The sequence below is a fragment of the Streptomyces sp. NPDC000878 genome (genome assembly GCF_053599695.1).
The window spans coordinates 32729-46703 of record NZ_JBSFMT010000007.1; the positions used below are offsets into that span (position 1 = coordinate 32729).

11 protein-coding genes and 1 pseudogene are annotated in these 13975 nt (G+C 70.2%); 10 read left to right on the forward strand and 2 right to left on the reverse strand.

Going from position 1 to position 13975, the window contains the following annotated elements:
* Positions 1-18 precede the first annotated feature (18 nt).
* Both ACWDR4_RS08975 and ACWDR4_RS08980 read left to right on the forward strand, forming a co-directional pair.
* The gene (locus ACWDR4_RS08975) at positions 19-858 is read left to right on the forward strand and encodes an SDR family NAD(P)-dependent oxidoreductase (protein ID WP_450405818.1); all 840 of its coding nucleotides are present in this window, start codon (positions 19-21) and stop codon (positions 856-858) included.
* 84 nt (positions 859-942) lie between these two features.
* Positions 943-1725, forward strand: a complete 783-nt coding sequence (locus ACWDR4_RS08980; protein WP_450405821.1) for an SDR family oxidoreductase — start codon at positions 943-945, stop codon at positions 1723-1725.
* Between the two features lie 90 nt (positions 1726-1815).
* On the opposite strand, the gene ACWDR4_RS08985 is transcribed toward ACWDR4_RS08980, so the two are convergent.
* Positions 1816-2655 carry a GntR family transcriptional regulator gene (locus tag ACWDR4_RS08985; RefSeq protein ID WP_450405824.1) on the reverse strand — a complete coding sequence of 280 codons (840 nt, stop codon included), beginning with the start codon at positions 2653-2655 and terminating at the stop codon, positions 1816-1818.
* Between the two features lie 230 nt (positions 2656-2885).
* Here ACWDR4_RS08985 and ACWDR4_RS08990 point away from each other — a divergent pair, with 230 nt between their 5' ends.
* The 8 genes and pseudogenes from ACWDR4_RS08990 (at position 2886) to ACWDR4_RS09025 (ending at position 12794) form a co-directional block, all read left to right on the forward strand.
* A complete protein-coding gene (locus tag ACWDR4_RS08990; RefSeq protein ID WP_450405827.1) occupies positions 2886-4154 on the forward strand; it encodes an extracellular solute-binding protein in 1269 nt (422 codons plus the stop codon).
* 43 nt (positions 4155-4197) lie between these two features.
* Complete coding sequence (locus tag ACWDR4_RS08995) at positions 4198-5190, forward strand: carbohydrate ABC transporter permease (protein ID WP_450405830.1); 993 nt, start codon at positions 4198-4200, stop codon at positions 5188-5190.
* The gene (locus ACWDR4_RS09000; RefSeq protein ID WP_450405833.1) at positions 5187-6050 is read left to right on the forward strand and encodes a carbohydrate ABC transporter permease; all 864 of its coding nucleotides are present in this window, start codon (positions 5187-5189) and stop codon (positions 6048-6050) included. The genes ACWDR4_RS08995 and ACWDR4_RS09000 overlap by 4 nt, the downstream gene beginning before the upstream one ends.
* A gap of 37 nt (positions 6051-6087) precedes the next feature.
* A complete protein-coding gene (locus ACWDR4_RS09005) occupies positions 6088-7602 on the forward strand; it encodes a beta-N-acetylhexosaminidase (RefSeq protein WP_450405836.1) in 1515 nt (504 codons plus the stop codon).
* Positions 7603-7832: 230 nt separating this feature from the next.
* A pseudogene (locus tag ACWDR4_RS09010) lies at positions 7833-8630 on the forward strand (glycoside hydrolase family 16 protein); the annotation flags it as partial.
* A gap of 68 nt (positions 8631-8698) precedes the next feature.
* Positions 8699-9370: a winged helix-turn-helix domain-containing protein gene (locus tag ACWDR4_RS09015; RefSeq protein WP_450405839.1), complete on the forward strand. Its 672-nt coding sequence runs from the start codon at positions 8699-8701 to the stop codon at positions 9368-9370.
* A gap of 65 nt (positions 9371-9435) precedes the next feature.
* Positions 9436-10641 carry a sensor histidine kinase gene (locus ACWDR4_RS09020; RefSeq protein ID WP_450405841.1) on the forward strand — a complete coding sequence of 402 codons (1206 nt, stop codon included), beginning with the start codon at positions 9436-9438 and terminating at the stop codon, positions 10639-10641.
* Between the two features lie 227 nt (positions 10642-10868).
* A complete protein-coding gene (locus ACWDR4_RS09025; protein ID WP_450405843.1) occupies positions 10869-12794 on the forward strand; it encodes a glycoside hydrolase family 9 protein in 1926 nt (641 codons plus the stop codon).
* Between the two features lie 98 nt (positions 12795-12892).
* On the opposite strand, the gene ACWDR4_RS09030 is transcribed toward ACWDR4_RS09025, so the two are convergent.
* The gene (locus ACWDR4_RS09030; RefSeq protein ID WP_450405845.1) at positions 12893-13888 is read right to left on the reverse strand and encodes a transposase; all 996 of its coding nucleotides are present in this window, start codon (positions 13886-13888) and stop codon (positions 12893-12895) included.
* Between the last annotated feature and the right edge of the window lie 87 nt (positions 13889-13975).

A 13975-nucleotide genomic window follows, 5' to 3' on the forward strand; every position in this document is an offset into this window, starting at 1 on the left:
GACGAAAGAGGTTTTCCCATGGCTACGTGGTTCGTCACCGGCGCCTCCCGTGGAATCGGTGCGGAAATCGCCCGTGCCGCTCTTGCGGCAGGTAACGATGTCGTGGTCGCCGTACGGAACCCGGAGCGCGTGCCGGACGATCTGAAGAACTCCGACAAGGTCTTCGCGGTCGCCCTGGACGTCACGGACAACGACAGCATCCCGCAGGCGGTCGAGGCCGCCGTGGAGCGGTTCGGCGGCATCGACGTCCTGGTCAACAACGCCGGTCGCGGTCTGCTCGGCGCGCTGGAGGAGATCACCGACGCGGAGGCCCGGTCGCTGTTCGACCTCAATGTCTTCGGCCTGATCAACGTCACCCGCGCCGTGCTGCCCGTGATGCGCAAGCAGGACTCGGGCCGGCTGGTGCACATCGGTTCCCGCTCCGGTTTCGAGGGCGAGCCCGGTGTCAGCCTGTACTGCGCGTCGAAGTTCGCCGTCGCCGGCATCAGCGAGGCGCTCTCCGTCGAGATGGCCCCGTTCGGGATCCAGTCGATGGTCGTCGAACCGGGCGTGTTCCGTACGGACTTCCTCGACGCCAGTTCCCTGTCGGTGGCCGCGGACCGTATCGCCGACTACGACGACACCCCGGCGCACGTGACGCTGGACTGGATCGACCGGGCCAACCACGCCCAGCTCGGCGACCCCGTCAAGGGTGCCGCGCTCATCGTCGAGGCCGCCTCCGCCGAGAAGCCGCCCACGCATCTCTACCTCGGGCGGGACACCTTGGAGCGGCTGGACGTCAAGTACCAGCAGGTGCAGGACGATCTCGCCGCGTGGCGCGAGAAGTCCGCCGCCACCGCCCACGACGACGTCGCCTGACACACACCGCCGGGCGCCCGCGCCCCACCGGCTCACCCACCCTCCGGATTTCCCGGATCTTCCCGTCCAAGAGACTGAGGTTTTGTGATGTCTGCTGCCCTGCTCACCGGTACCCCCCTGGCCGGCCGTGTCGCCGTCGTCTCCGGTGCCTCCAGCGGTATGGGTGCCGTGACCGCCCGGCGCCTCGCCGAACTCGGCGCCACCGTGGTCGTACTGGCCCGGCGCAAGGAGCGTCTCGACAGTCTGGTCAAGGAGATCGAGGCCGCCGGGGGCACCGCGCTCGCCCTGGCCGTCGACGTCACCGACCGTGCCGCCGTCCAGAGCGCCGCCGACCAGGTAGCCGCGCGCTTCGGCAAGGCCGACCTGGTGTTCAACAACGCCGGAGTCCAACTCATCTCCGGGATAGAGGAGTTGAAGGTCGACGACTGGCAGCGCCAGATCGACCTCAACATCGGCGGCCTGATGAACGTCATCGCCGCGTTCCTCCCCCATCTGACGGACGCCGCCGCCCAGGGCAGGCCCGCCGACCTGATCAACACCTCGTCCATCGCGGCCACCCGCATCCTGGCGAAGTTCTCCATCTACTCCGGCACCAAGGCGTACATCAGCCATCTCACCCGGCTGCTCCGCGTCGAACTCGGCCCCAAGATGGTCCGCGTGGCCACCATCGAGCCCGGCATGGTCGAGACCGAACTCCCCGACCACGTCACCGACCCGGACGCCTCCAAGCTGATGGCCGACCTCATCCACGACATCGACTGTCTGCAGTCCGCCGACATCGCGGAGACCGTCGCCTTCATGGCCGCCGTCCCGCGCCATGTCAACCTCACCGAGATCACCGTCCTGCCCACCGCCCAGGCCATCTGAGGCCCGTCCCGTCAGGGCGGGGGAGGAACAGCCAGGAGCTGTTCCTCCCCCGCCCTGTCGCGTCGGCGGACCCGGACGGACCGCGGTGGCTCACGGCGTCGACTGGATGTCCCCGCGGGTGGAGGACGCGGTGGTGTCGCGGTCCGCGAAGTCGCCCGGGGGGATGCCAGGGTGGTGTCCGGGCGTGGCCGGCGGTGCCGCGGCCGAGGGGCCGAGGGTGAGCCTGGAGACGATGCGGTAGCGGTCGCCTCGGTAGATCGAGTGGACGTACTCGACGGGCCGGCCCGTGGTGTCCGAGGTGAGCCGCTCGAAGAGCAGCGCCGGGGACAGCTCGGGCACATCGAGCAGTTCGGCCTCGGCCCGGGTGACGACGGTCGGCTCGATCGCCTGGACGGCCTCCTGGACCTGTACGCCGTGCTGTTCGCGCAGGTGCTCGTACAGGTCGCCGGCCTCCAACTCCTGGGCGGACAGGGTCGGTACGAGGTCGGCCCTGATGTGCAGATGCTCGATGGCCATCGGGGAGCCGTCGACCAGGCGCAGCCGTGCCACGTACACGATCTCGGCGGCGGGCGAGAGGCGCAGCTTGCGGCCCACGCGGGCGCCCGCCGGGATGGTGGTGAACTCCAGCAGACGGCTCGACCAGGCCCCGGAGGACTGGGGCACCGTCATGGCCTGCTGGCCGGAGACGAGTTCCTGGGTGATCTTCTCGGGTGCCACGAACATGCCGCGGCCGTGTTCCCGTACCAGCAGACCGGCGGCGACCAGTTCGTCGACCGCCGCGCGCAGGGTCGGGCGGGACACGCCGAGTTGGGCGCACAGGGCGCGCTCGGAGGGGATCGCGTCCCCCGGGTGGTGTGACTCGACGAGGTCGAGGATGAAGTCGCGGACTCGCTCCCGTTTGAGCACCGCACCCGGTTCGTCGGCCTTCATGTTGCACTCCCTCATGTGCGGAATCCCCAGTTAACCACTTGACCAGTTGACCAGTGGTCACCCGCAGCTGCTCTCTTGACCAGGGAAGTGTAACCGCCAACTTCCCCGCACCACACAGGGGGTTGACGCCTTCGAATGGTCTATGCCACCTTCGTCCTCACATCAACAGGTGAGCTGTCCAGTGGACTTCACTGGTCAGGTGGTCAGGTCATGTCCTCCAGAGGTGAACCGTGAAGCTCCGCTTGTTCGCCGGTGTGTCCGTGCTCGTGGTGACCGCCGGGCTGAGTGCCTGCAACAGCTCCTCCGACGCCTCGGGCGAAAGCTCCGGCGGGAGGACCGTCATCGACGTCTGGCTGATGCGCGACAGCGTCTCGGCCGCGTTCCAGAAGGACTTCGTCAAGGGCTTCGAGGCCGCCCACCCGGACATCGAGGTCAAGGTGCAGATCCAGGAGTGGGACGGGATCGGCGAGAAGGTCACGGCCGCCCTCGCCAGCAACGACGCTCCGGACGTCATCGAGACCGGCAACACCCAGGTCGCCCAGTTCGCGCAGAGCGGGGGCCTGCTCGACCTCAGCGACAAGGTCGACGAACTCGGCGGGAAGGACTGGCTCAAGGGTCTCGCCGAGCCGGGCGCCTACGAGGGCAAGCAGTACGGCATCCCGTACTACGCCGCCAACCGGGTCGTCATCTACCGCACCGACCTCTTCGAGGAGGCGGGCATCGACCCGGCCGCCATCAAGACCCGCGACCAGTGGATCGCCGCCACCGAGAAGCTCAACTCCGGTGACACGCAGGGCATTTACCTGCCCGGCCAGAGCTGGTACATCCTCGCGGGCTTCGTCTGGGACGAGGGCGGCGACCTCGCCACCGAGTCCGGCGGCGAGTGGAAGGGCGCGCTGGACACGCCCGAGGCGATCCGCGGCATGGACTTCTACGAGAGGCTCCAGGCCCTCGGCAAGGGCCCCAAGGACGCCGACGAGGCCAACCCTCCGCAGGCGGACGTCATGGCCAAGGGAAGGATCGCCCAGACCGTCGCGACACCCGGCCGCGCCAACGTCGTCATCGAGAACAACCCCGAACTGAAGGGCAAGCTCGCCTTCTTCCCGATCCCGGGAAAGACCGCAGACACCCCCGGCGCGGTCTTCACCGGCGGCTCCGACCTCGTCATCCCCACGGCCTCCGCCAAACCGGACGCGGCCTACACCTTCATCAGGGAACTCACCGGCGACACCTGGCAGAAGAAGCTCGCCCTCGCCATGAGCTACGTCCCGAACAAGACCACCCTGGCCTCCGCGGTCGCCTCCGACCCGGGTGCCGCGGCCATGGCGGTCGGCGCCGCCGAGGGCCACGCCACGCCCAACACCCCGGGCTGGGCCGCCGTGGAGGCCAAGAACCCGATCAAGGACTACATGACGGCCGTACTCACCGGAGGCGACCCCCGGAAGGCAGCCGCCACCGCGTCCGACGCCATCACCACGGCGCTGAACTCCGGCTCCTGACCCGCCACGAACGAACCGTCCACGCACCGGAAGGAGGAGCGCCGTGTCGGCCGCCTTACGAGAACAGACCGCCTCCCGTCCACCGATCGACACCGGACCGCCCCGGCGCTCCGCGCGCCCAAGCCCGCGCAGCCCGTCGAAGACCGCCGGCGGTGGGATCTGGCCGTACGCGCTGATCGCTCCCGCTGTCCTCGGGACGCTCTACCTGCTCGTGTATCCCCTGGTCCGCGCCGTGGTGATCTCGCTCCAGGACTTCGGACTGCGCCAACTCATCGTGGGCGGCGCACGGTTCGTCGGGTTCGAGAACTACGCGACGCTGCTGGGCGACGGCCACTTCTGGGAGGTCGTGCGCCGCACCTTCCTCTTCATGGGGATCAACGTCGTACTGATCATGGCGCTGTCCACGCTGGTCGCGCTCATGGTCGAGCGGCTCGGCCGGTTCGGGCGGATCGCGGTCCTCAGCGCGCTCGTGCTGACCTGGGCGATGCCCGTCGTCTCGGCGACCACCGTCTTCCAGTGGCTGTTCCACTCGGAGTTCGGCATCGTCAACGCGGCACTGACGGGGATGGGCTTCGAGTCCTTCGAGCGCTACCCCTGGTTCGCGCACGGCCCGGCCGCCTTCGCCATCGTGGTCGCCCTCGTGGTGTGGCAGTCCGTGCCCTTCGCGGCGATCACCCTGTACTCGGCCCTCACCACCGTCCCCACCGAGCTGTACGAGTCGGCGCGGCTCGACGGGGCGTCGGGGCCGCGGATCTTCCGCTCCATCACCTTCCCGATGGTCCGGCCGATCTTCATGCTCGTCTTCTCGCTCGAAGTGATCTGGACGTTCAAGGCGTTCGTCCAGATCTGGGTGATGACCAACGGCGGGCCCGGCGACGCGACCACGATCCTGCCCGTGTACGCGGTGCAGACCGCCCTGTCGAGCCAGCGCTACGACCTCGGCTCGGCGGCCTCGATGGTCACCGTCGTGCTGATGTCGGGCGTGCTGGTCTTCTACTTCCGCCAGATGTTCCGCCAGGAGGACGAGCTCGCATGAGTACGACTCGCCCGGTCACCGCCCGGCCCCGCATCCACCGTGTCCGCCGTCTGCCCCTCAACGTCGCCGCCGTCGTCACGGTCGTCGTCTGTCTGTTCCCGGTCTACTGGATGGTGGCCACCGCGTTCACCCCGACCCGCGACATCCAGTCCGACAACCCCCGGTTCATTCCAGGGAGTTGGACGCTCGACCACTTCCGTACCGCCGTCGGTGCCGACGGCTTCGGCCTGTTCTGGCGCAACAGCGTCCTCGTCACGCTGAGCGCCGTCCTGCTCGCCCTCGTCATCGCGCTCGGCGCCGCCTACGCGGTGGCCCGGATGAGGTGGAGGGGGCGCCGGCAGTTCATGCTCATGGTCTTCGTCGCCCAGATGGCGCCCTGGGAGTCGCTGATCATCCCGGTCTACATCATCTCCCGGGACACCGACATGCTCGACCGGCTGCCGACCCTGACCCTCGTCTACTTCATGATGACGCTGCCGTTCACCGTCATCGTCCTGCGCGGCTTCATCGGTACGATCCCGCCGGAGCTGGAGGAGTCCGCCCAGGTCGACGGCTGCACCCGGCTCGGCGCGTTCCGGCGCATCGCGTTCCCGCTCCTCGCACCGGGTCTGATGGCCACCTCGCTGTTCGGCTACATCACCGCCTGGAACGAGTTCACCTACGCCAACTTCCTGATCATCAAGCAGCAGGACAACCGCACCCTGCCCGTGTGGCTGTCCTCGTTCCAGAACGTCTTCGGCACCGACTGGGGCGCCACCATGGCCGCCTCGACGCTCTTCGCCGCCCCGGCACTCGTGGTGTTCCTGCTGCTCCAGCGCCACGTCACCTCCGGCTTCGCGGCCGGAGCGGTCAAAGGCTGACCCCACCCACCCCGCGGCCCCGTTCCGGAGGCGACGCATGCCCGCACTCGTACCCCGTCCCACCGAAACCGCGTTCCGGCCCGGCCACTTCACCCTCGACGACGACACCGCGCTGCACATCGGCGAAGGCTCCGAACCGGCCGCGGAGTTGCTGCGCACCCTCCTCTCCCCCGCCACCGGACTGCCCCTACGACCGTCCCCGGACGGCCGGTTCACCCTGGCGCTCGACCCCGGCCTCGGCGACCTGGGCGAGGAGGGCTACACCCTCGCCATCGACCCGCACGCCGTACTGCTGCGCGCCGCGCACCCCACCGGCCTGCTGCGCGGTATCCAGACGATCCGTCAACTCCTGCCCCCGCAAGCCCTGTCGGCGGTCCCGCAGCCCGGTACGCCGTGGCTTCTGCCGTGCGCCGACATCACCGACGTCCCACAACACCCCTGGCGCGGCGCGATGTTGGACGTGGCCCGCCACTTCCAACCCGTCTCCTACCTACGCCGGTACGTCGACCTGCTGGCCCTGCACAAGATCAGCGTGTTCCATCTGCATCTCACCGACGACCAGGGCTGGCGCATGCCGGTCGCCGCCTTCCCCAAGCTCACCGAGATCGGCGGCCACCGCGCCGAGTCCCAACTGGGCCCGGCCGGAAGCGACTTGTACGACGGTATCCCGCACGGTGGGTCGTACACGCGGGCCGAACTCGCCGGCCTGGTCCGGTACGCGGCGGCTCGCGGCGTCACCGTCGTACCGGAGATCGAGATGCCCGGGCACGTACGGGCCGCCCTCGCCGCCTACCCCGGGCTGGGCAACCACCCGGAACGCACCCTCGACGTCTGGACGCGCTGGGGCGTGTGCGACACCGTCCTCGGCGTCCACGACGAGGTCCTCGACTTCTGCCGAACCGTCCTCGACGAGGTCATGGACGTCTTCCCCTCGCCGTACATCCACGTCGGCGGCGAGGAGTGCCCCACCGCCGAGTGGACGTGGAGCGCCGCCGCACGCGAACGAGCGGTGGCAGAGGGTCTGCCGAACCCCGAGGCCCTGCACGGCTGGTTCCTCGGACAGATCGGCGATCACCTCGTCCGGAACGGACGCCGTCCGGTCGGCTGGGCCGAGACCGGCGCCGAACTGCCCCTGGATTTCACGGTGATGACCTGGCGCGACCCCGCCCACACCCTGACGGCGGCCCGCCGAGGCCACCCCGTGGTCAGCGCGTACCACCGGGCCACCTACCTCGACTACGCCCAGTCCGACGACCCGCACGAGCCGCCGGCCCAGCCCGGGACCGTCGTCGATCTGCGCGCGGTCCATGCCCACGACCCCGTGCCCGAGGACGCGGAACCGGACGTGTCCGGGCGGGTGTTGGGCACCCAGGCCCAGCTGTGGACCGAGTTCGTCACCACGCCCGCCCACATCGACTACCTCACCTATCCGCGGCTGTGCGCCCTCGCCGACCGCGGCTGGAGCGGCGCGGCCGACTGGGCGGACTTCCGCTCCCGCCTCGACGGGCACACGGCCCGACTCGACGCGCTCGGCGTCCAGTACCACCCCTGACCCTGTCCCGCAGGAACCCCGCACGAGCCCCCGCACGAACTCCCGCAAGAACCACGGAGAAACCTCCGCACCCTTCCACGAAAGGAACAACGATGAGACTCGCGAAGAACCGGCTGCACACCGCACTGACCTCCGCCGTGGCCGTGGCCATGAGCGCGGCGGCACTCACCGCACTCCCGGCCACGGCGAGCGCGGCCCCCCAAGAGGTGAGCGCCGCCGCCGAAGCCGCCCTGTTCGACGACTTCAACTACGGCAGCCACACCGACCCGACCATCTCGGCGCACGGCTGGAACGTGCGCTCCTACGCCGGCGGCCCCGGCGTGTCCGGCGCCACCTGGGCACCCGAGAACGTCACGTTCGCCAGCACGAGCGGCAACTCCATCATGACCATGGAGACCTCCAGCGCCGGCACCGCGGCGAGCACCGAGCAGACCGAGGTCTTCACCAACGCGAGGAAGTTCCAGTACGGCACCTACGCGGCCCGGGTGAAGTTCAGCGACGCGCCCAAGTACGGCCCGGACGGCGACCGTATCGTCCAGACGTTCTTCACCATCAACGACCTCACCGCCCCGCTGGCGGACGACTACGGCGAGCACGACTTCGAGTACCTGCCCAACGGCGGCTGGGGCGAGCCCTCGAACATCCTCTACACGACATCCTGGGAGACGTACCAGCCCGACCCGTGGGTGGCGGTCACCCAGCACACCGAGGTCCGGCAGAGCTACGCCGGCTGGCACGACCTGGTGCTGACCCTGGACAGCAGCGGCATCAACTACTACATCGACGGTCAGCTCTTCGCCTCCCACAGCTCCGCGTACCTGCCGGAGCGGCCGATGTCGATCAACTTCAACCAGTGGCTGATCGACCTGGACGGCCAGACCAGCACCACCGCACGCGCGTACGACCAGCAGGTCGACTACGTCCTGCACGTCAAGGACCAGGTCCTCACGCCGGCACAGGTCGCCGCCAAGGTGACGGCGTACCGCGGCGCGGGCACCACGTTCCAGGACACCGTCCCCAGCAGCTGATCCCCGTGCTCGGCGCCGGGGCCCGGTGGACCACCGGGGCCCGGCGCGCACCGTCTAAGCTCCGGGCCATGCGTGTACTGGTCCTGGAGGACGATCTTGAGCTGGGTCCCGTCGTCGCAGCTCAGCTGCGGGGTGCGGGATTCGCGGTGGACCTGGCGTCGACCCTCGCCGAAGCGGACCTCAAGCTCTCCGTCAACGGCTACGACTGTGTCGTGGCCGACCGCTCCGTCCCGGACGGCGACTCGCTCACGCTTGTCGCCGCACACCGGCGGCGGGGATCGGCGCTGCCCTTCCTGCTGCTGACGGCGCTGGACGCGGTGAGCGACCGGGTCGCCGGCTTCGAACACGGGGCGGACGACTATCTGGTCAAGCCCTTCGCCTTCGCCGAACTGGTCGTACGGGTAAGGGCGTTGTGCCGCAGGGAGCAGCCCGCGCGGCTGCCGGTGCTGCGGGCGGGTGACCTGGAGGTCGATCTGCCACGGCGCCGCGTGTCCAGGGCCGGGGTCCTGCTCAGCCTGTCGGCCAAGGAGTTCGCGGTGCTTGAGCTGCTGATGCTGCGCGCGGGCGAGGTGGTGACACGCACCGAGCTGATCGAGAGCTGCTGGGACGAGGCGAGCGAACCGATGTCCAACGTGGTGGACGTCCTGATCGGGCAGCTGCGGCGGCGGCTCGGGCCGCCCGACCCGATCGGGACGGTGCGCGGTGTCGGTTACCGGCTGGGTGACGGGGCGCAGTCGTGATCCGCCGGGGCACAGCGCCCCCTCTCTCACCCGCCGTGGCCCGGCTGCGGCGTACCCGCCGGTGGATGACCCTCCTGTTCGCGTCGACGACCGGCGCCTGTCTCGTCGTACTCGCCACCGTCGCCATCCGGATCGACGCCGAATCCCGCCGCTCCGGCCTCGATCACGAGGTCGGCAGCCGCGCCGCCGGTCTGTCGCGGGCGGTCTGGTTCGAGGCGGGGGTGCTGCATCTGGAACCGCTGCGTGAGGACGAACTCGCGCAGGGCGCACAGGTGTTGGCCGTCCTCCAGGCCGAGCCGTCATCGGGAGGGTCGCCGTCGGTTCGGAACGTCGTTCCCTCGCGTTCGGCGCTGCCCGGTCAGGAGGGGATCGATCAGGTCTGGCGGAGCGTCCTGGAGGAACAGGAGACCGTCGTCGTCAGCGCCCCCTCCGCGGGCGGCGGGCGGCTGAGGTGGGCGGCGGCTCCGGTCTGGGACGGCGACCGGATCGGTGCGGCCGTGCTGGTCGGCACGGAGCTGGCGCGCAGCGAACGCGACCACGACGTCCTCGTGCGCTGGCTGGCGCTCGGCTGCACGGCTCTGGTCTGCTGCGCGGCGGCCGTCGGCCACCTGCTGTCCGGCCGGGCCATGCGTCCCGCACTGCGCGGGCTGGCGCAGCAGGAGCAGTTCCTGGCCGAAGCGGCACATGAACTGCGTACGCCGCTGGCGACGTTGCGGCTCGTGGTGGAACGGGGTGACTCCGCGTCCTCCTCCGACGAGGCGCTACGGCTGGTGGATCGGCTGAGCCGGCTGGTCACCGGGCTGCTCGCCAGGGCCCGTCTGGAGGCCGGTGTGCAGCGGGTCGAGCTGGTGCCCCTGCGCCTCGACCAGCTGGTGGAGACCACGGTCGAGGAGCTGCCGGACCACGAGAGCGTCACGGTGAGCGCCGAGCCGGTGGTGGTGCTCGGGGACCCGGATCTGCTGGCGCAGGCGGTGCGGAACCTGGTGGAGAACGCTCAGCGGCACGGTGGCCCGGCCGGGTCGCCGGTGGAGGTCACCGTCGCGCCCGGGCTTGTCACGGTCCGCGACCATGGGGCGGGCGTGCCGCTCGCGGACCGGGAGCGGGTCTTCGACCGGGGTGTCACCGGGGGGTCAGGAGCCACCGCGTCGGGAACCGGGGCCGGGCTCGCTATCGTCCGCTGGGTCGCCGAACTGCATCACGGCACGGCTCAGCTCACGGACGCGCCCGGCGGCGGCCTGATCGCCGAGCTGCGACTGCTGGAATTGCGATGACGAACCCGCGGGCCCGGTGGGAGCTGGTCGCGCAGTTCCCCGCGCCCCTTACGGCGCGTTGCACCGCACCGGACTTCACCGGTCCTGCTTAGGGCGTGCGGTTCGGCAGCGCCCTAAGGGGCGCGGGGAACTGCGCGACCAGCCACGACGGCGCTGCGGCAAAACAACGACATTGCGGCCCCCGCATCCTCATCCTCATCTCATGAAGGCCCCGGCACCGTGGGCGCATGAACTCATCGCTCACTCCCCGGCTGCTGGTCGGCACCGCCGCGGGACTCGGCACCCTGCTCCTCGCCGTGGGCCTCCACGGCCTGCCCTACGGCGGCGGCGCCACGCTTGCCCCGACCGAGGTCGCCATCCGGGTCGACCAGGTCGGCTATCTACTCGGCGAGGCCAAGCAGGCCTATGTCATGGGGCCCACGTCGGCCCTCGCGGGAGCGCGCTTCAAGGTCGTCGACGCCGAGAACAAGGTGGTCGCGGCGGGGCGCCTCGGAGCCGTCACCGGTCGCTGGAACGCCGAGTACCCCTCGGTGCGCACCGTCGACCTCTCCGCGCTGAAGACCCCGGGTACCTATCGCCTCGTCCTGACGGGGACCGCGTCCGGCCGCTCCCCCGCCTTCCGGGTAGCCGAGGCCGACGAGTTGATGACCCCGCTCGTCCGGGACAACGTCCGCTTCCTCCAGGCGCAGCGCGACGGAGCCGACGTGCTTCCCGGCGCCCTGCGGCACGGGCCTTCGCATCTGGCCGACGAGGACGCGACCGTCTACGCCCACCCGGAGTACGACGAGGAGGGCACCGAACTCCTCGGCGAGCTGACCCCGACCGGTGACCGGGTCGACGTCTCGGGCGGCTGGTTCGACGCCGGTGACTTCCTCAAGTTCACCGGCACCACCTCCTACTCGGTCGCCGAACTCCTGCTCGCCCAGCGGGACTTGCCGGGCATGGCGGAACTGTCCGACGAGGCCTCGCACGGGCTGGCCTGGCTGGACAGGATGTGGGACGAGGACAGCGAGACCCTCTACGTCCAGGTCGGCATCGGCGCGGGCAACGACGCCGTACGGACGGATCACGACGTGTGGCGGCTGCCCGAGGCCGACGACCGCCTCGACGTGTCCCCCGGTGACCCGGACTACACGATCAAGCACCGGCCGGTCTTCCGCGCCGCCGACCCGGGCGAGCCGGTCAGCCCCAATCTGGCGGGCCGGGTGGCCGCGGTGTTCGCCCTCGCCGCACAGCGCGCCGCCGACACGGACCCGGAGGCGGCCCGGGCCTGGCTGGACAAGGCCGCCACTGTCTACGAGTCGGCCGACACCGACCCCGACGAGCCGCTCCTCACCGCGTTCCCGGAAGCCTTCTACCCCGAGGACTCGTGGCAGGACGACATGGAGTTCGCCGGTGCCGAACTGGCCCTGGCCTCACGGGAGTTGGGGGACGACCGGGAGGGCGACTGGGCCGACGACGCGGCCGGATGGGCCCGGGCCTATCTGGACTCGGACGTCCAGGGCACCCTCAATGTCGCCGATGTCAGCGCCCTGGCCCACGTCGACCTGGCCACCGTCCTGGACGGCACCCGCACGAACGGCGTCGGGGCCGAGGAGTTGTACGAGGACCTGCGCCGCCAGTTGGACGACGGTGTGGCCCGCGCCGGGCACGACCCTTTCCGGGCGGGCGCCGTCTACGACGACTTCGACGCCGTACCGCACACCTTCGGCCTGGTGGCCACCGCCCGCCTCTACGCCAGGGCCACCGGGGACACCGACTACGCGGCCTTCGCCGGCCGGCAGCGGGGCTGGGCGCTGGGCGCCAACCCCTGGGGAACCAGCTTCGTGATCGGTGCGGGCGAGGTCTACCCGCACTGCCCGGAACACCAGCTGGCCAATCTCAGAGGCAGCCTCGACGGCAAGGGCACCATCCTGCGGGGCGCCGTGGTCAACGGCCCCAACGCCGCTGAGAAACTGGAGGAGTTGAACGGCTTCCCGACCATGAAGAAGTGCACGGCCGCCCCGCCGACAGGTGCCTGGACCGACTTCGACGGCAAGGGCGCGCGGTACGTCGACGACGTGGGCGCCTGGCAGACCGTGGAACCCGCACTGGACTTCACGACGACGGCACTGCTGGCCTTCGCCCTGACGGCGCAGGGCGAAGGCCAGTAGTCCGGGAACGGCCCCGCCCCACCTTGATGACGCGCATGTGACGGACCTGGCGGCCTGAAGGCGCAGGTCTGTCGGACGAGGACACCGGCCGCTGCCGGTCAGCCCGCGCTGCCGGGCTGACGGCTTGCGGCCGTCTCGGCGATGGCCGAGCACCACGCGAGGTCCGCGCCGTCGCCGGGCGCCTCGGTCACGGCGTCGAGCCAGCGCTGCCAGAGGTCCGCCTTGCTCCATGCCGTGAAGCGCCGGTGCGCGGTGGAGTGCGAGATCCCGAACTGCGTGGGGAGCTGCTGCCAGCCGCAGCCAGAGGCAAGGACGTAGACGACGGCGGTGAATGCCGCTCGTTCGTTCGCGGAACCCGAGGGCAGTAGCGGTTCGGCGGCGGCCCACAGCGCGTCCGGTACGAGATGGCGTGCCAGTACCGGACTCAGCGTGGCGGAGAGGCGGTTGCGCAGTTCCTCGTCACCCGCCGGCGTCGGCACCGCCGACTCCCCGGCTGCCGTGCCGTCCTCCTCCCCTTCCCCTTCCGCTGCCTCGGGCCCTGCCGCCTGGTCCGTCGTCCGGCCGACACCCTGGGACCGGTAGTTCCGCCACTGCGTCAGCAGGTCGTGGTGGCTGTCGCGGACCCAGCGCATGTAGTCACGCATGTTGGCCAGGCGGCGGCGCGGTGCTTCCTCCTCCGGGCCGAGCAGTGCGATGGCCTGCGCGGCGAGTTGCTCCTGCCGGTCCAGATAGCGGCGTTCACCGGCCAGGAAGCTGCCCCACACGTCATCGTCGACGCGGAAGTAGTGGCTGCGCTCGCCCGGTACGGCGTGCCGCCTGATGAACCCCGCCTCGACCAGGCGGCGGGTCGCCAGCGAGACGGAGCCGGCACTGACCTGCAGGGCACGGGCCAGTTCCGCCGAGGAGACGTACGGGACATCCGTGATGAGCAGGTAGGCGATGATGCGGCCGTCCATCCGGCTGCTCCCGGCCGCTTCCCAAACCAGCCCGATCTCCTCGACGAACGACTCCCGGCTCCAACCGCCGCCACTCTCGTGAGGCCCGGCGGTGCCGTGTGTGCCGCGTGCGGTGCTGGCTGGAGCGTCGCCGGACATTGATTCCTCCAGGTAAACATTCATCTCATGCTAAACGTTTCGCGGCTTTGCATTGACATGGCATCTCAGCGACGACCAGTATCCCGG